Below are 18569 nucleotides of genomic sequence, written 5' to 3' on the forward strand. Positions count from 1 at the left end.
CCAGCGGTTTCGCTACGATGGAAGCGCAGCTGCGGCCGCCGACGCCTGGCGGCCAGCCGGCCTGCGGGAGGACACGTGAAGATCCACGCCGATCAGTTCGCTGAGCTCGTCGAGACGCTGCCGTGGGATGTGCCGCTGCAGCGGTGGAAGCCCGAGCTGCTCATCGGCCTGCCGCGCGGCATCTCCCGGCATGTGGTGCGCTTCGTCGAGTTCGAAGGCACGATCCTAGCGGTCAAGGAGACCCAGGATGCGATCGCAGTGCGCGAATACGAACTGCTCACCGCACTCGCCGATCTCGACGCGCCTGCCGTGCGGCCGCTGGGGTACGTCACCGGGCGAACCGATGCCGACGGCCAGCCGCTGCCTGGGGCGCTGCTGACTCCGCATCTGTCGTATTCGCTGCCGTTCCGCGATCTGTGCGGCTCCCAGGTGCCCCCGCACATGGCCGATCTGCTCGTCGACGCCCTTGCGGTGCTCATCGTCAGGCTGCACCTCGTGGGGTTCTTCTGGGGTGATGTGTCACTGTCGAACACGCTGTTCCGCCGGGACGCCGATGCGCTGGCCGCCTACCTCGTCGATGCCGAAACCGGGGAGCTGCACGACTCGCTGTCAGCCGGGCAGCGCAGCCACGACCTCGATCTGGCGCGCACGAACATCGCAGGCGAGTTCCTCGACCTGCAGGCCGGTGGCCTGGCCGACCCGGATGTCGATCCGATGGCGATGAGCAACCGGCTGTGCGAACGCTATGACGAGCTGTGGGCTGAGCTCACCGCACCCGAGGCGTTCAACATGTACGAGCGCTGGCGGATCGATCAGCGCATCGAGCGGCTCAACGAGCTCGGCTTCGATCTCGGCGAGCTGACGGTCACGACCGATCTCGACGGCGTCACGACCCGCATCGAGCCGAAGGTCGTCGCCCCCGGGCACTTCCAGCGCCGGCTCAGGCGGCTGACCGGGATCGAGGCGGAGAAGCAGCAGGCCCGCCGGATGCTCAACGACCTCGATGTCTACCGGGCGGCGAAAGGGCTCGATGATGAGGACGAGGCAATCGTCGCCGAGCGCTGGCTGGCCGATGTGTACCGGCCGGTGCTCGAGGCGATCACCGATGAGTACAGCGGCCGGCTGGAGCCGCCGCAGGTGTTCCACGAGTTCCTCGACCACCGTGCGGAGATGTCCGAGGCCGCTGGCCGGGATGTCTCCACGCCCGAGGCGGTGGCCGCCTACCGCGACGAGAAGCTCGCCCACTACCCGCGCGAGGCGCATCTGCTCCGCGATCCGGACACCGCGGTGCTGCGGCGGCTCGCAGAGGCAGAATTAGCGCAGGCAGAGCCTGCTTCGGCAGAATCAGCGGAGACAGACCCTGAACCGGCAGAGTCCGGGCATAAGCAACCGGAGACACCGGAACCGCCGGCTGCGGCGGATGAGACGAGAGAAGGACCCCGATGAGCGCATCTCCCCGCATTCCCGACCTGTTCGACCTGACCGGGCGCACCGCCGTTGTCGTCGGTGCCGCCTCGGGCCTGGGCCAGGCCTCGGCACTTGGGCTGGCCGACGCCGGTGCCCACGTCGTGTGCGCCGACCTCGACCTCACCGGCGCCGAGGCGACCAGCATGATCATCGAGCAGCGCACCGGCAGTGCTGCGACCGCCGTCGAACTCGATATCACCTCGACTGCCGCCGTCGACGCCCTCGTTGAGCGCTTCCCCGCTGCCGAGGTGCTCGTCATGACCCCGGGCATGAATGTGCGCAAGAGGATGACTGAGACGACCGATGACGAATTCGACCGGGTCATCGACATCAATCTCAAGGGCACGTACCGGCTCATGCGCAGTTTCGGCCGTGAGATGGCTGATAAGCAGCGCGGCTCGATCATCACGTTCGCGTCGTTCCGCGCGATCGTCGTCGAACCCGGGCAGGGGCTCTACGCTGCGGCCAAGGCCGGAGTCGTGCAGCTGACGAAGACGCTGGCCAGCGAACTCGGTGCGGCAGGCGTGCGGGTGAACTCGATTCTGCCTGGGCCGTTCGAGACCCCGCTGACCGAGCAGATCAAATCCGACGCCGAGTGGTGGGATGCCTACGCCCAGAAGGCCGCGCTCGGCCGCTGGGGTCTGCTGCACGAGATCGCAGGACCGGTGCTGTTCCTCGCTTCGGATGCTTCCAGCTACGTCACCGGGCACTCGCTGCTCGTCGACGGGGGCTGGATGGCCCAGGACGGACGCTTCACCCCACGGGTGTGACACCTCGGGACGGGTGACTGCGACCGACGACTATGACCCACGTCTCATTCAGTGGGACGCGGGTGGCAGCAGGAAGCCGGCGGCGATATACCTGACCGAAGCCAACGCGGACGGCGGGCGAGAGCACGATCTGCACTCACTGCCGGGCCGCGCACTTCTGCCGACAAGGACCGCCCTCGATGACGACGTCCCGCCACCCCGCACCGACCGCAGCCCACGCCGAGCTGCGCAGGCGAACCCTGCGCAAAGTCGCCCTCCGGCTCACCCCGTTCCTCGGGCTGCTGTACTTCATCAACTACCTCGACCGGACGAACATCGGCTTCGCCGGGCCCAACGGGATGAACGACGAACTCGGTCTGACGCAGACGATGTTCGGCCTGGCCTCCGGGGTGTTCTTCATCGGCTACCTGCTGCTGGAGATCCCTTCGAACCTCGCGCTGCACAAGTTCGGGGCCCGCCGCTGGATCGCCCGCATCCTCGTCACCTGGGGCATCATCGCAGCCCTCATGGCGTTCATCCCGGCCGGCAGCTGGCTGGGCATCGGCGGCGAGTGGTGGCTGGTCATCCTGCGGGTGCTGCTCGGCATCGCCGAGGCCGGGTTCTTCCCCGGCATCATCCTGTACCTGACGTTCTGGTTCCCCAAGCGGGAGCGGGCGAAGGCGATCTCGTTCTTCATGCTCGCCATCCCCGCCTCCTCGGTGCTCGGCGCGCCGCTGTCGGCCTGGCTCATCGAGCACGGCGACGGCCTGCTGTGGGGCATGACCGGCTGGCGGTTCATGTTCCTCATCGAAGGCCTGCCGGCAGTGCTGCTCGGCTTCATCTGCTGGTTCTTCCTCACCGACCGCCCGCACGATGCGAAGTGGCTGGCCGATGACGAACGCGCCTGGCTCAAGGCCGAGATGGACCGCGAGGAAGAGGAGACCGCAGCGACCTACCATGTGCCGCTGCGCACCTCGCTCACCAGCGGCCGGGTCTGGGCGCTGGCGTTCGTGTACTTCGGTGTGGTCTACGGCCTGTATGCCATCAGCTTCTTCCTGCCGACGATCATCAGCGGTTTCCAGGAGCGCTTCGGGGTGGAGTACTCGCTCATGGAGCGCGGCCTGCTCACCGCCGTGCCGTTCGCCTTCGCCGCTGTTGCGATGATCTTCTGGGCCCGCCACGGCGACAAGACCGGCGAGCGGGTGTGGCACGTCGCCCTGCCGACCCTCGTGGCCGCCGCGGTCATCCCGGTGACCTCGTTCGTCAACTCGCCGTTCCTGGCGATGGTGTGCGTGTCGATCTTCGCCTGCGGTGTCATGTGCGCTCTGGCGACGTTCTGGCCGCTGCCCACCGCGTTCCTCTCCGGTGCCGCAGCTGCTGCCGGTGTCGCCCTGGTCAACTCGATCGGCAATATGTCCGGTTTCTTCGCCCCGTACATCACCGGCTTCCTCGCTGACACGACCGGTTCGCAGTCGGCGGGCATGTGGGCGATCAGCGTAGCGATGGTCATCGCTGCGATCATCACGATCTCACTCGGCGCGCTGCCGAAGACGAAGACTGGTGGCACGCAGCCGGCGGTCGACCCGCGCAACGTCGACGTCAGCTGAGCAAGCGGCGGGCTGGGATCGTCGGCGGTGCGCCGGGGCTGGGTAACGGTCGGCGCTGGCCGGCCCACCCATGATGGTTCTGGGCCGTGCGATCGCACCAGTAGTCGTTGAGTGCCGAATCCTCGCTCGTGGATTCTGCACTCAACGGCTATATTTTGGCCGATTCGTAGCCGTTGAGTGCAATATCGAGTGTCGTCGATTCAGCACTCAACGCGATCCGCTGAAATGGCGGACACTCAAGCCCCGGCGGGCACAGCACGTGGGCGTGCACTTCGTGCCGACTCGAGCACCGTCGATTCCACACGAGAAGCACGCTGCAAGCGCCGAACCCGTGCATTTCGTGTCGACTCGAGAGGCGTCGGTTCCACACGAACGACACGCTCAGGTCGCCGTGCAGGTCAAGCCGTCGGCGTTACCCCTCGGCAAGCCCTTCGGCCCGGCGGGTGCGGGCGACTTCGTAGAGGCTCACGGCTGCGGCGACGCCGGCGTTGAGCGACTCCATCTGCCCGGCCATCGGGATCGAGACAATCTGGTCGCAGATGTCGCTGATGAGCCGGGACAGCCCCTTGCCCTCGGAACCGACGACGATGCACACCGGCTCCCGGGCGAGCGCGACCTCGGGCAGTTCGACGTCGCCGTCCATGTCAAGGCCCAGCACGAACACCCCCTGCTTCTTCAGCGCCTGCAGCGCGCGGGCGAGGTTGACGACCTGGGCGACCTTGATCCGGCCGGCGGCACCGGCGGCGGTCTTCCACGCCGAGGCGGTCATGCCGGCCGAGCGGCGCTCGGGGATGATGACCCCGTGCCCGCCGAAAGCGGCGGTCGAGCGCACGATCGCCCCGAGGTTGCGCGGGTCGGTGATCCCGTCCAGCGCCACGAGCAGCGGCGTCTCGACAGCCTCGGCGGCAGCCTCCATGAGGTCGTCGGGGTGCGCGTACTCGTAGGCCGGCACCTGCAGGGCGATTCCCTGGTGGACGGCACCGTCGGTGAGGCGGTCGAGATCCATCTTTCCCGCTTCGAGCATCGGGATGCCGCGGTCGGCGGCCAGGGCGATCGCCTCGCGCACCCGGTCATCAGCATCGGCCTTGTGGGAGATGTACAGCGCGGTCGCCGGCACCGCCTCCCGCAGCGCCTCGACGACGGAGTTGCGGCCGGCGATGATGTCCGAACCGGGGTCCTTGCGCCGCCGCTTGGGCTGGACGGCCTCTCGCCTGAGTTTGGCCTGCTTGGCCTTGTGCGCCTTGTGGTAGACGCGGTCCTCGGCTTTGGGCGTCGGCCCCTTGCCGGCCAGCTTGCGGCGGCCATGGCCACCGGTGCCCTTGGCAGGGCCCTTCTTCGTCGCCATCGCGGCTCCTTCGGTTCGTGTCGGTGGGCTGGGGTCGTGCACCCGGCCTGTCTCTGTCGCCGGCCTGGCTCGGCAGGCCAGCAGCGGTCAGGTTCGGCGCCGGCCGGCAGGCACCTCAGCCCTTGAGGCTGTAGCGGTAGCCGCCGGGGGTGTCCTCCAGCTGCACGCCGGCGCGGGTGAGCATATCGCGGATCTCATCTGCCCGCGCATAGTCCTTGGTCTGCTTGACGGCCAGGCGCTCAGACGCCAGCTCCTCGACGAGCACGCGCAGCCCGGTCTCAGCAGCGCTGTCCGCGCCCGAGGCGGCAGTCCAGTCGGCAGCCAGCGGGTTGACGCCGAGCACATCGAGCATGAGCTCGAGTTCGGCCACCGTGCGGATGAGCGCCCCTCGGTCGGGGTCCCCGGACTCCAGCAGCCGGTACCCCTCACCAACGGCGCTGAACGCAACCGAAAGCGCCTTGGGCACCGACAGGTCGTGGTCCATCGCGGCGGCGAAGTCGGCCGGCACATCGAAGGCCCGGCGGCGATAGCCGTCCTCCACCTCGGGAGCCGGCGGAGCGTCTTCGCCGAGGATCTCTCTGGCGCGGGTGAGGAAGTTCTCGAAGCGCTCGAGCGCATTCTCCTGCTTGGCGACCAGTTCTTCGGAGAACTCGAGCACTGAACGGTAGTGCGCGGTCGAGAGCGCATAGCGCACCGCCAGCGGATTGGAGGCGGCGAAGAGATCATGGGCGAAAACGGAGTTGCCCAGGGACTTCGACATCTTGTCCCCGCCGATGTTGAGCAGTCCGGAGTGCATCCAGATCCGGGCGAAAGGATCGCCGGCGGCATTCGACTGCGCGCGCTCGTTCTCATGGTGGGGGAAACGCAGGTCGAGCCCGCCGCCGTGAATGTCGAACTCCGCACCGAGGTACTTCGTCGACATCGCCGAGCACTCGATATGCCAGCCCGGCCGGCCGCGTCCCCACGGCGACGGCCACGAGGCGGTGAGCGGATCGCCGTCCTTGTGCGCTTTCCACAGCGCGAAGTCCCGCGGGTCCCTCTTGCCGCGCAGCGGGGCGTCATCGGCTGCGGCCATGTCGTCGAGCTGCTGGTTCGTCAGCGAACCGTAGTCCGGCCAGGAGTGCGCATCGAAATAGACATCAGCGGAGCCGTCGAGGGCCGGATAGGCGTGTCCGGCGGCGATGAGACGGTCGATGAGCTCGATCATCTCCGTCATGTGCCCGGTGGCCAGCGGCTCATAGGTCGGGCGCAGCACGCCGAGGGCGTCGTATGCGGCGGTGAATTCTTGGAAGTAATGGTAGGCGTGGGCCCACCACGGGCGGGACTCCTCGACCGACTTCGCCAGGATCTTGTCGTCGATGTCGGTGACATTGCGCACGAAGGTGACGTCATAACCGCGGTAGAGCAGCCACCGGCGCAGCTGATCGAACACGACAGCGGTGCGCATGTGGCCGATGTGGGGCGAACCCTGCACGGTGGCCCCGCAGACGTAGAGCCCGGCATGTCCGTCGGTGACGGGGGTGAAGGGTTCGAGGCGGCGCGTGGCGGTGTTGAAAAGCTGTATGGTCACAGCCCCAGTCTAGCCAGGCACGCGGGTCCGCCGCGATGCACTCTCAGGATAACCCCGCCGCGACGGCGACAGGCACGTATAACTTTTCGAGCTCAACTCGCAGCGCCCGCCGTCTGAGAAGTGACAATCCCCGCCCGCCGAGTTAACTTTGGTGTGAGTTCAATCTCAGCTGTGAATTTCGTGAACATCCTCCCGAAATCCTGGACTGCGAGGGCCAGGTCTGCTTCACCCTGCTGGACACAGCGCTGTGTCTGTCCTCGCTCACCACCAGAAAGGACACCATGTCGAATAAGTCGCTACAGCGCGAGGTATTCCCGACCCGAATGGCTTTCATCCTGGCCGCCGTCGGCTCTGCCATCGGCCTGGGAAACATCTGGCGCTTCCCATACGTCGCGTTCGAAAGCGGCGGCGGCGCCTTCCTCATCCCGTATCTCATCGCACTGCTGACAGCAGGCATCCCGATCCTGTTCTTCGACTATGTGCTCGGACACCGTTCGCGGTCTTCGGCTCCGATGTCGTTCCGGGTCATCTCGAAGAAGTTCGAGCCGCTGGGCTGGTTCCAGACCGGCGTCGCCACGGTCATCGCGATCTACTACGCCGTCATCATCGGCTGGGCACTGAGCTACACCATGTTCTCTGTGACCGAGGCCTGGGGCGATGACGCCGGCACGTTCTTCGAGGCCACCTATCTGCATGCCGGTGAGCTCTCGCTGGGCAATGCCTTCAGCTTCGTACCCGGTGTGCTCATCCCGCTCATCATCGTGTGGGTAGTGGTGCTGGGCATCCTGTTCCTCGGCGTGCAGGGCGGCATCGCCCGGTTCTCGAAGATCTTCATCCCGGTTCTCGTCGTGCTGTTCCTCGCACTCGTCATCCGCTCGCTGTTCCTGCCCGGCGCCGTCGACGGCCTCAACGCCCTCTTCACCCCGGACTTCGCAGCATTGGCGGATCCGCAGGTGTGGGTCGCCGCCTATGGCCAGATCTTCTTCTCGCTGTCGATCGGCTTCGGCATCATGATCACCTATGCCGCCTATCTGCGCCGGCGGACGAACCTCACCGGTTCCGGCCTTGTCGTGGCGTTCTCGAACTCCAGCTTCGAGATCCTCGCCGGCGTCGGTGTCTTCGCTGCCCTCGGCTTCATGGCCCACTCTGCTGGCACCGGCGTCGAGGACGTCGCCGCCGGCGGTGTCGGACTGGCATTCGTCGGCTTCCCGACGCTCATCTCGCAGATGCCGGGAGGGGCGCTGTTCGGCGTGCTGTTCTTCCTCAGCCTGGTGTTCGCCGGTCTGTCCTCGCTCATCTCGATCATCCAGGTGCCGATCCAGGCAGTGGCAGAGAAGTTCAACATCTCCAACCGCGCCTCGCTCGGCATCGTCGGCGGCGGCATGGCAGTCGTCTCCCTGCTGTCGATGCCGACGGCCACCGGCCTGACCGTGCTCGATGTCGTCGACGCCTTCGCCAACAACATCGGCATCGTCGGCGGCGCGCTGCTGTCGATCATCCTCGTCGTCTGGGTCAAGCGCGCCACCCCGCTGCTGCGCGATCACCTCAACGCGATCTCGTCGTTCCGCATCGGCACGGTGTGGATCGTCTGCCTGGCCGTCGTCACCCCGATCGTGCTCGGCTTCATGCTGATCTCGCAGATCATCGCCTTCATCACCGAGGGCTACACCGGAACCTCGGCCGATGCGATCGGCTGGATAGTGCTGGCGGTGCTCGCAGTGGCGGCCGTGGTGTTCACGTTCATCCCGTGGCCGAAGGCCTCGGTGGACTTCAGCGCACGGGCCGTCGAGGCCAATGACGCCGACACCAAGAAGTATCCAGAGCTCTACACTCCGGCGCGGATGACCGGATACGACGACACCCCCGGCGCCGCCGGCACCACTGACCCGCAGGCGGCCGAGCGCCGCACGGAAGGAGACAACCGATGACACCGGAAGCACTCATCATGATGGTCCTGGCGCTGTTCATCGTCTGGGGCGGCCTCGTCGCCTCCCTCGTCCACCTCAAGGGACACCCGGACGAGATGGGCCACGAGGACATCATCTGATCCACACACCCTGACAAGCGGCACCAGCCGCCACCGCAGCCGAGGCGCCGGGAACCTGCCATGGTTCCCGGCGCCTCGGGCGTGGACAGGGGTTTCCTGCCTGGTGAGAACGCACGCGGATTTTCCTGCAGGCCGCACGCCGGTTCCGTAGACTGACCGATGTACGCATGAGCACGTATTCATCTCTGCTGAAGGAGGCATCATGCCCACGACCGTCAAGGGAATCGTCGCCATGGCCAAGGGGAAGCCGGTCGAGCTGACCGACGTCGTCATCCCGGATCCCGGCCCCGGTGAGGTGATCGTCGATGTGAAGTCCTGCGGTGTCTGCCACACCGACTTCCACTACCGCGAAGGCGGCATCGGCGATGACTTCCCGTACCTGCTCGGTCACGAGTCCGCCGGCATCGTCTCCGAGGTCGGCGAGGGTGTCACCAATGTCGAGGTCGGCGACTTCGTCATCCTCAACTGGCGGGCGATCTGCGGTGAGTGCCGGGCGTGCAAGCGCGGCGAGCCGTGGTACTGCTTCGACACCCACAACGCCTCGCAGAAGATGACCCTGGCTGATGGCACCGAGCTCGAAGCCGCACTGGGCATCGGTTCGTTTGCCGAGAAGACGCTCGTGGCCGCCGGCCAGTGCACGAAGGTCGACGAGGCCGATCCGGCCGTCGTCGGACTGCTCGGCTGCGGCATCATGGCCGGCATCGGCGCTGCCATCAACACCGGCGAGGTCACCCGCGGCGACTCGGTGGCAGTCATCGGCTGCGGCGGCGTCGGCTCGGCAGCCGTCGCCGGAGCGCACCTGGCCGGAGCCAGCCCGATCATCGCCATCGACTTCGATGAGCGCAAGCTCGATGCCGCCAAGGAACTCGGCGCGACCGAGACGATCTGCTCGAAGGGCATGAGCGAAGACGAGCTCGTCGAAGCCGTCCAGAAGCTCACCGGCGGATTCGGTGCCGATGTCGTCATCGACGCCGTCGGCCGTCCCGAGACCTGGCGGCAGGCCTTCTACGCCCGCGACCTGGCCGGCACGGTCGTGCTCGTCGGCGTGCCGACCCCGGAGATGGAGCTGACCGTCCCGCTGCTCGACGTGTTCGGCCGCGGCGGCAAGCTCAAGTCCTCCTGGTACGGCGACTGCCTGCCCGAACGCGACTTCCCGATGCTCACGCAGCTGTACAAGGAGGGCCGCCTGCCGCTGGAGAAGTTCGTCACCGAGCGGATCACAGTTGACCAGGTTGAGGAAGCCTTTGACAAGATGGGACGCGGAGAAGTCCTTCGATCGGTAGTGGAGTTTTCATGAGCGCACGCATTGACCACCTCGAGACATCCGGCACGTTCTCGCTTGACGGGGGCACCTGGGATGTCGACAACAACGTCTGGATCGTCGGCGACGACTCCGAGGTCGTCGTCATCGACCCGGCCCACTCGCCTGAGCAGGTCGCCGAGGCCGTCGGCGACCGGAAGGTCACCGCGATCCTGCTGACCCACGGGCATGACGACCACATCCGCGCGGTCGCCGAGACGCAGAAGCTGCTGGGCAACCCGCCGGTCCACCTCAACCCCGAGGACATGGTCCTGTGGGAGATGGTCTACCCGGATGCCAAGCCGGAGGAGAAGCTCGAAGACGGGCAGACGATCACCGTCGGCGGCGCCACGCTCACGGCCCTGCACACCCCGGGCCACTCCCCTGGTTCGACGTGCTTCTACATCGCTGATGGGGTCGCCGTTCCCGAGGTGGCCGCGGAGGCCGCCGGGAAGGTCGGGACGGGTGCGAACAACCCGATCCTCATCTCCGGTGACACCCTGTTCCAGGGCGGACCGGGTGCCACGGGCCGGTCGTATTCGAGCTTCGAGACGATCATCGACTCGATCTCAACCCGCCTGTTCCAGCTGCCGGAGGAGACCGTTGTGCTCACCGGACACGGTCCGGCCACGGCGATCGGGCTGGAGAAGCCGCACCTGCAGGAGTGGATCGACCGCGGCGAGTGAGCCGCTGACCGGATTCCTGAACTGAGAAGACCGGCGGGTGAGAGCGCAGCAGCGTTCTCACCCGCCGGTTCTGTATCTGGGTCCGGTGACTGCGTCCCCGCGGTGACGTCGCCGGCTTCAGGGGGTGCGCATGAGCTGGGCGGTCAGGTGCCGGGTCATCTGGCAGCCGACAGCGGCCATGTCGAAGTTGACGGTCAGGTCGTTGCCGGCGAAGACGAAGCGGCGCTTGGTCATCTCCACGTTCTTCGCCGTCGAGGTGTTGAGCACCCGGCCGGTGAGGTGCAGGACGATCCGCTCGTCGGTGAGATCGATGTGGCCTTCGAGCAGCTCGGTCTGACCGGTCGGCTGGGCGATGGTGAACTCCGCCCAGTCACCGACCAGCCGCAGGTACCCTGTCTCGACGTGCATCGGCGTGCCGTCAGGTGACCAGGTGCGCTGGGAGTAGGCGAGGAACGGCTTGCCGACATCGCGGAACTCCGTCTCCTCCCGGTACTCGAAGTCATCGATCGTCGGGTACTCGCCGAAACCGCTGCCGCTCCAGGCGCCGGCGATCCGTTCGAAGGCGGGGTGTGAGGTCATAGCTGAATCGTATCCGCGGCCGTCCCCGGCCGGTAGACCGAGGAGCCGGGGACCCCGGTCTGGATCCCGGCCTCGGGCATATGGCGCGGGTGGATCCGACCCGCCGGACGGGAAGCAATCGGACTGTGAAACGGTTGTACCTGACAGCTGCTGTTTCCCATCCCAGCGGCTCCGTCCCCAGCAGTGTGTCAGCACCGCTTCGATCGCTAGGAGTGATTCCGTGAGCACCCCGCAGACCCCGCTCAGCCGCAACGAGCAGATGTGGGTCACCGAACGCGTCAACGCCCCCGGCTGGGGTGTGTTCTACGGTCTCGTCGCGATCGTCTTCGGCATCGTGCTGGCGATCTCCTCCTGGATGGCCGACATCAGCCAGGCTGCGCTCATCATCTGCCTCATCGCCTGCGCCTTCATCATCGGCCTCGGCGTGTGGATCACCCTGCGCGCGGCCACCCGGATCACACCGCTGCAGCGGCTGCGCAGAGGACGCGAACCCGATCACGTCGATGACGTCGAGATCGTCTCGATCTCCGATCTGCGCGGCATGGCGCTGCGCTACGCCAACGGCGGAGAAGTCACCCTGCGCGGCCCCGCCCCGACCCCGGCCGAGGGCAGGGATACTGTGCCGGTCAGCCTCGGTGAGACGGTGACGCTGAGCTCGTGGGTGCCGGCGAACAGGTCGGCGCCGATGATCGGCCGCGTCGACTTCAGTGATGGCGCCCGGGCGATCGGCGAACTCGAAGAACCGCTCTGAGGAAGCGCCTCAGCTGCGCTGAACGACGACGGCGGTTGCGATCGCTGCGATCCCCTCGCCGCGGCCGGTGAGGCCGAGCCCATCGGTTGTCGTGCCAGAGACCGCGACCGGTGCACCGGCGGCAGCCGAGAGCACCCGCTGCGCTTCGTCGCGGCGGGTGCCGATCTTGGGCCTGTTGCAGATCGCCTGCACGGCGATGCTGCCGATCTCGAAGCCGGCCGCGCGCACGAGACGGGCGGCCTCCGTCAGGAGCTCCGCTCCCGAGGCGCCGGCGAGTTCCGGCCGGTCGACGCCGAAGTGCGCGCCCAGATCCCCGATGCCGGCGGCTGTGAAAAGCGCATCACAGCAGGCATGGGCGACGGCATCGGAATCCGAATGTCCCTCAAGCCCGACTTCGCCTTCCCACAGGAGACCGGCGAGCCACATCGGCCGGCCGGGATCCTTCGAGAAGGCGTGCACGTCGGTGCCGATGCCCACCCGCGGCAGGATCGGAGTGTTCTCGCTCATCGGTTCTGCCCTCCAGCAGTCGCGTCTTCCAGCAGCAGTTCGGCGATGCGCATATCGAGCGGGTGGGTGATCTTCAGCGCCCGCTCATCACCGGCAACCGCCCGCACCTCGTGGCCGAGGCGCTCGGCGAGCATCGCGTCATCCGTGGCAGTGATCGGGTCGCGGGCCTGCAGAGCGTGGGCCTCTTCGAGCACCTCGACGGCGAAGCCCTGCGGGGTCTGCACTCGTCTGAGCTGCTCGCGGTCGATGTCGCCGATGACGCGTTCGTCACCTGCGGCCGCGCATGGGCTGCGCAGCGTCTCGACGCGTTTGATCGTATCGGTCACCGGCAGCACCGGCACGACTGCCTGGGCACCGGCGCCCAGGGCATCGGTGACGCGGGTGAACACCTCGGGAGGTGTCAGGCAGCGGGCGGCGTCGTGGACGAGCACGGCTTCGATGCCGGGATCGGAGCGCTGGGCGGCTGCCAGGGCTGCACGCACGCTGGCGACGCGATCAGCGCCGCCGGCCACCACCTCGGCGGCGGTGCCGAGGGTGTCCCGTGCGGAGGCGAGGAACGCCTCGGGAACGGCGACCACGATGTGATCGGCGACTCCCGAGGCGTGTGCACCGCGAACGCAGTGCTCAAGCAGGGTCGTTCCGGCCAGTTCGGCAAATGCCTTCGGAATGCCGGCTCCCAGGCGGGTGCCCGAGCCGGCGGCCGGGATGACGATGCAGGTTCTTATGATGCGAGGACCTCGTCGAGCAGGGCCTCGGCTTCTTCCTCTTCCTTCTTCTCAGCCAGGGCGAGCTCGGAGACGAGCACCTGGCGGGCCTTGGCGAGCATGCGCTTCTCGCCGGTGGAGAGCCCACGGTCCTGCTCGCGACGCCACAGATCGCGGACGACTTCAGCCACTTTGATGACGTCGCCGGACTGGAACTTCTCGAGATTTGCCTTGTAGCGGCGGGACCAGTTGGAGGGCTCTTCTGAAATGTCAGCCCGCAGCACCTGGAAGACCTTTTCCAGCCCCTCTTCGCCGACCACATCGCGCACGCCGACGAGATCGCAGTTCTCGGCTGGCACTTCGATGGTCAGATCGCCGTGGGATACCTGAAGCTTCAGATAGAGCTTGTCTTCGCCCTTGATCGCCCGGGTCTTGATCTCCTGGACTGTGGCTGCCCCGTGGTGCGGATAAACAACTGTGTCGCCGACCTGAAAACTCATGTTCTTCATTTTCCCCTTTCGCGGACTTCCAGTTTACCACGAACACGCCGCTTCAGACGGTGTACCGGGGGCCGAATCGTGCTAAGGTGCACGCCTTGCATCGGCCGGATCCAGGCGGTACGCGGGCGCACGTTGGACTCCCGGGCACGCGACCACCTCGGGCACGGGGCTGAAGATGGGGATGCGGTCAGCGGGTGAGTTCTACGTGCGGTCAAAAAGCAGGTAGGATATCCAGTGATTCTGTCATTTCACTCCGTCGTCACTCCAAGGAGCTTGAACGTGAAACGGTCCACTCGTGCGGCACTCGCGGCCGCTGCCGTCGCCCTCGTGATCCCTGCCAGCGGCTGTGCCAGCCTGCTGTCGGCGCAGCAGACCGCGGAGTATCAGTACAACGGCGGCGACGGGGCCTGGAACGTCGAGAACGAGCAGGTCAAGGTCCGCGGACTACTCCTCATCGCCAATGACGACGATGTCGCGCAGGTGTTCTTCACTGTCGTCAACAACTCCGATGAGGACGCCGACGTCGAGATCTCCGTCGGCTCCGCAACCGCCTCGGAGACGGTGCCGGCCGGTGGCCGCTGGGTGCAGAACCCGGAGAACGCCGCTACTGAGTCCGAGCCGCTGCTGACCGAGAACTACGGCGGCAAGCCCGGCGACAAGGTCGACGTCGAGGTGACGATCAACGGCGAGACCGAGGTCGTGCGCGCCCAGGTGCTCAACGGCGCCCACCCTGACTACCAGGATCTTGAGCCCACCGGCGCTCCCGGTGACGAGAACGCTACCGGTGTCGTCGAGACCCCCGGGCCGGAGGAGTCGCCGACCGCGACCCCCTGATCCGCTCAGACATAGAAGGGGAGGCAGAGCAGATGCTCTGCCTCCCCTTTTCGTATGCCGTGCGATCTGTGCCGTGGGCTGGTGGCTGCCCGCCGGCGGGCTCAGCCTTCGAACTTGTAGCCCAGCCCCCGGACGGTGACGAGCAGCTGCGGGCGTGAGGGTTCGACTTCGACCTTGGCGCGCAGACGCTTGATGTGCACGTCGAGGGTCTTGGTGTCGCCGACGTAGTCCTGGCCCCAGATCCGGTCGATGAGCTGGCCGCGGGTCATGACGCGCCCGGCGTTGCGCACGAGCATCTCGAGGAGTTCGAACTCCTTGAGCGGCAGGGACAGCTCCTCACCGCGCACACTGGCGACGTGCCGGTCAACGTCGATGCGCACCCCGCCTGCTTCGATGACGGAGTCCATGAGGTCATCGGGTTCGGCGTTGCGGCGCAGCACGGCGCGCACGCGGGCGAGCAGCTCACGCGAGGAGTAGGGCTTGGTGACGTAGTCGTCAGCGCCGAGCTCAAGGCCGACGACCTTGTCGATCTCGGAGTCCTTGGCCGTGAGCATGATGATCGGCACGTTCGACTTCGCACGCAGCTGGCGGCACACCTCGGTCCCGGAGGCGCCGGGCAGCATGAGGTCGAGCAGCACGAGGTCGGAGCCCACCCGGTCGAATTCGGCGATGGCCTCCAGGCCGTCGGCGGCAACGGTGACATCAAACCCTTCCTTGCCGAGCAGGTACGACAGGGGGTCGGAGAATGATTCTTCGTCTTCGACGAGCAGAATGCGGGTCACGTCGTCTGTTTCCTTTGTTCTTCAGTTGTCTCACGGCCAGCCGTGCCGTCCACGGCGCGTCCGTCTTCTTCCTTCGCCGGTACCGAGCCCGGGCGGGCCTCCGGCTCGTCGGCGATGAGGATGCCGGATTCGGCAGCCTCTGCGATCACCGGATGCTCCTCGGTGTGAGCCAACGGTAGCACCACGGTGAAGGTCGATCCCTGCTTGGGCTTCGACCACACGCGCACCTCACCGCCATGGGTGGCGACGATGTGCTTGACGATCGACAGGCCCAGCCCAGTTCCGCCGGTCGCCCGGGAGCGGGCCGGGTCGACGCGGTAGAACCGTTCGAAGACCCGTTCGGTCTCCTCGCCGGTCATGCCGATGCCTTGGTCGCTGACGGCGATGAAGACGCGTTCGTCGCTGACCCTGACCCCGATGCCGACCTGGGTGCCGGGATTGGAGTAGTTCACGGCATTGTCGACGAGGTTGCGGATCGCGTTCGACAGCAGGTCGGGGTTGCCCTCGACGCACCAGTCGGCTGGGCAGTCGACGGTGAGCGAGATGTTCTTGGCATCGGCTGCGGTCATGGCACGGTCGACGGCGTCGTCGATGATGTCGGCGACCGGGATGATCTCACCTGAGGGTGCCTCGTGGTCCTGGACGGCTGAGAGGTCGATGATCTCCTGGACGAGCTGGGAGAGCCGGTGGGATTCGCGCTGCATGCGACCGCCGAAGCGCTCGACGGCCTCGGGGTCGTCGGAGAAGTCGGTGACCGCCTCGGCTAAGAGCGCGATCGCGCCGATAGGGGTCTTGAGCTCATGCGAGACGTTGGCGACGAAGTCGCGGCGCACGGCCTCCAGCCGGTGGGCGTCGGTCTGGTCGTCGCACAGCACGAGGACGAATGCCGCACCGAGCGGGGCGACGCGGGCGTGCAGGTAGCGCAGCGCCTGGCGGGAGCGGCCGCGCTGGGTTTCGAAGTTCGTCTCCTCGATGAGCCCGCGGGTGCGGACCCGGTCGATGACTGCGGCGAGTTCGGAGGCGACGATGCGGTGGCCGCGCACGAGCCCGAAGGTGTAGGCGGCCGGTGAGGCCTTGATGACGTCATTGCCGGCGTCGACGACGATCGCGGCGCTCGGCAGCACGGCCAGCACCTCGGCAATGCCGTCGGGAAGCTCGTTGTTCGAGTGCAGATCAGCGGAATCGCGCGTGCGATCGGAGAACCGGAACGCCAGGATGGCGACGATGCCGATCGCCAGGCCCACGAGACCTGTCACTGCAGCTATGAACAACGGATCTTCCACACACACCAGCATACGGGCCTGCTGTTGAGAGGCTGGTCGGATATAATGACGGCGGTTCTGACATTAGCGAACTGTTCACCCAGCCGTCAGCATGGATTCACTGCTGACTGGGAAGGTGAGAACGATTCACGGCCCCGTGGCCGCAGCCGTGCATGCGCTGCAGCCAGGGGTCTGACGCTTCAATCTGAAAGGAAGCATTCCGAATGCGCGAGGTCTTCAAGGCCGAGCTCGAGAACATCGCCGACGAGCTCGTCGAAATGGCAGCCAAGGTGAGCGAGGCGATGCGCTCAGCGACTGAAGCTCTTGAGAACAACGACCTGGAGCTGGCGGAGAAGGTCATCGACGCCGATACCGAGATCGACAATATGACCGCCGGTCTCGACCAGCGCTCCGCTGAGCTGCTGGCGCTGCAGGCACCGGTTGCCGCTGACCTGCGTGTTGTCATCTCCGCGCTCAAGATGAGTGTGGCCCTCGAGCGGATGGGCGACCTCGCCCGTCACATCGCCTCGCTGGTGCGCATCCGCCACCCACAGCCGGCGCTGCCGGAGGGCTTCCGCGACGTGTTCCTGCGCATGGGCGAGGCCGCGATCCGGATCGGCGAGGAGATGGAGCAGCTGCTCGACAACCCGGGTCTGCGCGGTGTCCCGCTCATCAACGCCATCGACGAGGAGCTCGACCAGCTGCACCTGCGGGTCTTCGCGCTCATCGCCGACTCCGACCACGGCGCGCTCTCGCCCGCCCAGATCGCTGACATCACGCTGCTTTCGCGCTACTTCGAGCGCTTCGGCGATCAGGCCGTCAACGTCTCCCAGCGGGTCGAGTACCTGCTCACCGGCAGCTGGGTCCCGGATCTGTCCGCCAAGGACTGAGGCCTTCTCGCTGAGATGAGGCTCAGCTGCCGGCCGGTTCAGCATCATCGTCAGGGTCGCACTCAATCTGGGTGCGGCCCTGACGTTTCTGTGTGCGCCGGCGGCCGATGACACCGGTCGTCACGGCGACCCCGAGCAACAGCAGGCAGCCGCCTGCCACCTCGGCGGCGGTCGGCACATCGCCCTTGACCAGCCAGGCGGAGGTGACCCCGACGACGGGGACGAGGAGGGTGAACGGGGCGACCTCGGCGGCAGCGTAACGGCCGAGCAGTGTGTTCCAGGCGACGTAGCCGATGAGTGAGGCGCACAGTGCGGTGTAGGCCGTCGAGGCGACGACACCCCAGGTGGGGTTGGCCAGTGCGGTGCCGACGGCGGCCGGTCCGTCGATGATGAGGGAGAGGACGAACAGCGGAATCGGCACGACAGTGGCCGACCAGATCGTCAGGCTCACCCCGCCGACCCCGGCACCACGGGCGGCGACGTTGCCGATGCCCCACGACAGGGCGGCGGCGAGCACGACGACCACTGCGATGGTCGGCACGTCTGCGGTGCGCCCGGCGATGATGACCGCGAGCCCGGCGACACCGATGATGATGCCGATGACGCTGCGGGCGCGCGGCCATTCGCGCAGCACGATGACGGCGACGATGGTGGTGAACACCGCCTGCATCTGCAGCAGAATCGAGGCCAGGCCTGGCGGCAGGCCCATGGACATGGCGACGTAGAGCAGACCGAACTGGCCGGCGGACATGAACAGGCCCACGAGCAGGACCCGGCCGAAGCGCCCGCGCGGGAATGGGACGAAGAACACGGCGGGGAAGACGACGACGATGAAGCGTGCGACGACGAGCAGCAGCGGCGGCCAGTCCTGGACGCCGAGGTCGATGAAGAGGAAGTTGATGCCCCACAGCACGACGACGCCGAGGGCGATGAACACATCGCGGACGCTCATGCCCTGAGGCTACACCCGCCGGCAGCGACGCGAAGAC

19 protein-coding genes are annotated in these 18569 nt (G+C 66.8%); 10 read left to right on the top strand and 9 right to left on the bottom strand.

Translation table 11 applies throughout. The features are described from left to right. Positions 1-75 precede the first annotated feature (75 nt). From B4E96_RS05065 to B4E96_RS05075, 3 genes are all read left to right on the top strand, one after another. Positions 76-1446, top strand: coding sequence for a DUF4032 domain-containing protein (locus tag B4E96_RS05065; protein ID WP_286956629.1), 1371 nt, complete (start codon positions 76-78; stop codon positions 1444-1446). Next, complete coding sequence (locus B4E96_RS05070; protein WP_286956630.1) at positions 1443-2237, top strand: SDR family NAD(P)-dependent oxidoreductase; 795 nt, start codon at positions 1443-1445, stop codon at positions 2235-2237. Before B4E96_RS05065 ends, B4E96_RS05070 begins: the two co-directional genes overlap by 4 nt. Before the next feature lie 179 nt (positions 2238-2416). Beyond that, positions 2417-3823 carry an MFS transporter gene (locus B4E96_RS05075; RefSeq protein WP_102161994.1) on the top strand — a complete coding sequence of 469 codons (1407 nt, stop codon included), beginning with the start codon at positions 2417-2419 and terminating at the stop codon, positions 3821-3823. A gap of 412 nt (positions 3824-4235) precedes the next feature. Here the strand turns inward: B4E96_RS05075 and rlmB are convergent, their stop codons facing one another. After that, the gene (gene rlmB / locus B4E96_RS05080; RefSeq protein WP_286956631.1) at positions 4236-5168 is read right to left on the bottom strand and encodes a 23S rRNA (guanosine(2251)-2'-O)-methyltransferase RlmB; all 933 of its coding nucleotides are present in this window, start codon (positions 5166-5168) and stop codon (positions 4236-4238) included. Between the two features lie 115 nt (positions 5169-5283). Continuing rightward, positions 5284-6738 (bottom strand): cysteine--tRNA ligase, encoded by a 1455-nt coding sequence (gene cysS, locus B4E96_RS05085; protein ID WP_286956632.1) that lies wholly within the window; start codon positions 6736-6738, stop codon positions 5284-5286. A 281-nt stretch (positions 6739-7019) separates the two neighbouring features. On the opposite strand from cysS, the gene B4E96_RS05090 reads away from it, so the two are divergent. From B4E96_RS05090 to B4E96_RS05105, 4 genes are all read left to right on the top strand, one after another. Next, positions 7020-8666 carry a sodium-dependent transporter gene (locus tag B4E96_RS05090; RefSeq protein WP_102161997.1) on the top strand — a complete coding sequence of 549 codons (1647 nt, stop codon included), beginning with the start codon at positions 7020-7022 and terminating at the stop codon, positions 8664-8666. Further along, complete coding sequence (locus B4E96_RS05095; protein WP_102161998.1) at positions 8663-8785, top strand: methionine/alanine import family NSS transporter small subunit; 123 nt, start codon at positions 8663-8665, stop codon at positions 8783-8785. The genes B4E96_RS05090 and B4E96_RS05095 overlap by 4 nt, the downstream gene beginning before the upstream one ends. Positions 8786-8987: 202 nt before the next feature. After that, entirely contained in the window at positions 8988-10082 is a 1095-nt protein-coding gene (locus B4E96_RS05100) for an S-(hydroxymethyl)mycothiol dehydrogenase (protein WP_102161999.1), read from the top strand. Further along, entirely contained in the window at positions 10079-10771 is a 693-nt protein-coding gene (locus B4E96_RS05105) for an MBL fold metallo-hydrolase (RefSeq protein ID WP_102162000.1), read from the top strand. Before B4E96_RS05100 ends, B4E96_RS05105 begins: the two co-directional genes overlap by 4 nt. 117 nt (positions 10772-10888) lie before the next feature. Here the strand turns inward: B4E96_RS05105 and B4E96_RS05110 are convergent, their stop codons facing one another. Further along, entirely contained in the window at positions 10889-11350 is a 462-nt protein-coding gene (locus B4E96_RS05110; RefSeq protein ID WP_102162001.1) for an FABP family protein, read from the bottom strand. A gap of 220 nt (positions 11351-11570) precedes the next feature. On the opposite strand from B4E96_RS05110, the gene B4E96_RS05115 reads away from it, so the two are divergent. Then, positions 11571-12101 (top strand): hypothetical protein, encoded by a 531-nt coding sequence (locus tag B4E96_RS05115; RefSeq protein WP_286956634.1) that lies wholly within the window; start codon positions 11571-11573, stop codon positions 12099-12101. A gap of 9 nt (positions 12102-12110) precedes the next feature. On the opposite strand, the gene ispF is transcribed toward B4E96_RS05115, so the two are convergent. Genes ispF through B4E96_RS05130 form a run of 3 tightly spaced genes read right to left on the bottom strand, consistent with a single transcriptional unit; the run spans position 12111 to position 13812 of the window. Further along, positions 12111-12608 carry a 2-C-methyl-D-erythritol 2,4-cyclodiphosphate synthase gene (gene ispF / locus B4E96_RS05120; protein ID WP_102162003.1) on the bottom strand — a complete coding sequence of 166 codons (498 nt, stop codon included), beginning with the start codon at positions 12606-12608 and terminating at the stop codon, positions 12111-12113. After that, on the bottom strand, positions 12605-13336 hold the full coding sequence (gene ispD, locus B4E96_RS05125; protein WP_102162004.1) for a 2-C-methyl-D-erythritol 4-phosphate cytidylyltransferase: 732 nt from the start codon (positions 13334-13336) through the stop codon (positions 12605-12607). The genes ispF and ispD overlap by 4 nt, the downstream gene beginning before the upstream one ends. Beyond that, complete coding sequence (locus B4E96_RS05130) at positions 13330-13812, bottom strand: CarD family transcriptional regulator (protein ID WP_102162005.1); 483 nt, start codon at positions 13810-13812, stop codon at positions 13330-13332. Before B4E96_RS05130 ends, ispD begins: the two co-directional genes overlap by 7 nt. 279 nt (positions 13813-14091) lie before the next feature. On the opposite strand from B4E96_RS05130, the gene B4E96_RS05135 reads away from it, so the two are divergent. After that, complete coding sequence (locus B4E96_RS05135) at positions 14092-14646, top strand: hypothetical protein (protein WP_286956636.1); 555 nt, start codon at positions 14092-14094, stop codon at positions 14644-14646. Between the two features lie 101 nt (positions 14647-14747). On the opposite strand, the gene B4E96_RS05140 is transcribed toward B4E96_RS05135, so the two are convergent. Further along, entirely contained in the window at positions 14748-15428 is a 681-nt protein-coding gene (locus tag B4E96_RS05140) for a response regulator transcription factor (protein ID WP_102162007.1), read from the bottom strand. Further along, entirely contained in the window at positions 15425-16684 is a 1260-nt protein-coding gene (locus B4E96_RS05145; RefSeq protein WP_257995104.1) for a sensor histidine kinase, read from the bottom strand. The genes B4E96_RS05140 and B4E96_RS05145 overlap by 4 nt, the downstream gene beginning before the upstream one ends. A gap of 230 nt (positions 16685-16914) precedes the next feature. On the opposite strand from B4E96_RS05145, the gene phoU reads away from it, so the two are divergent. Beyond that, positions 16915-17580 carry a phosphate signaling complex protein PhoU gene (phoU, locus tag B4E96_RS05150; RefSeq protein ID WP_102162009.1) on the top strand — a complete coding sequence of 222 codons (666 nt, stop codon included), beginning with the start codon at positions 16915-16917 and terminating at the stop codon, positions 17578-17580. Between the two features lie 22 nt (positions 17581-17602). Here phoU and B4E96_RS05155 read toward each other — a convergent pair whose 3' ends face one another. Further along, on the bottom strand, positions 17603-18532 hold the full coding sequence (locus B4E96_RS05155; protein WP_286956638.1) for an EamA family transporter: 930 nt from the start codon (positions 18530-18532) through the stop codon (positions 17603-17605). Positions 18533-18569: the final 37 nt, after the last annotated feature.

It is taken from the genome of Brevibacterium sp. UBA7493 (genome assembly GCF_002479565.1).
Lineage (GTDB): Bacteria > Actinomycetota > Actinomycetes > Actinomycetales > Brevibacteriaceae > Brevibacterium > Brevibacterium luteolum.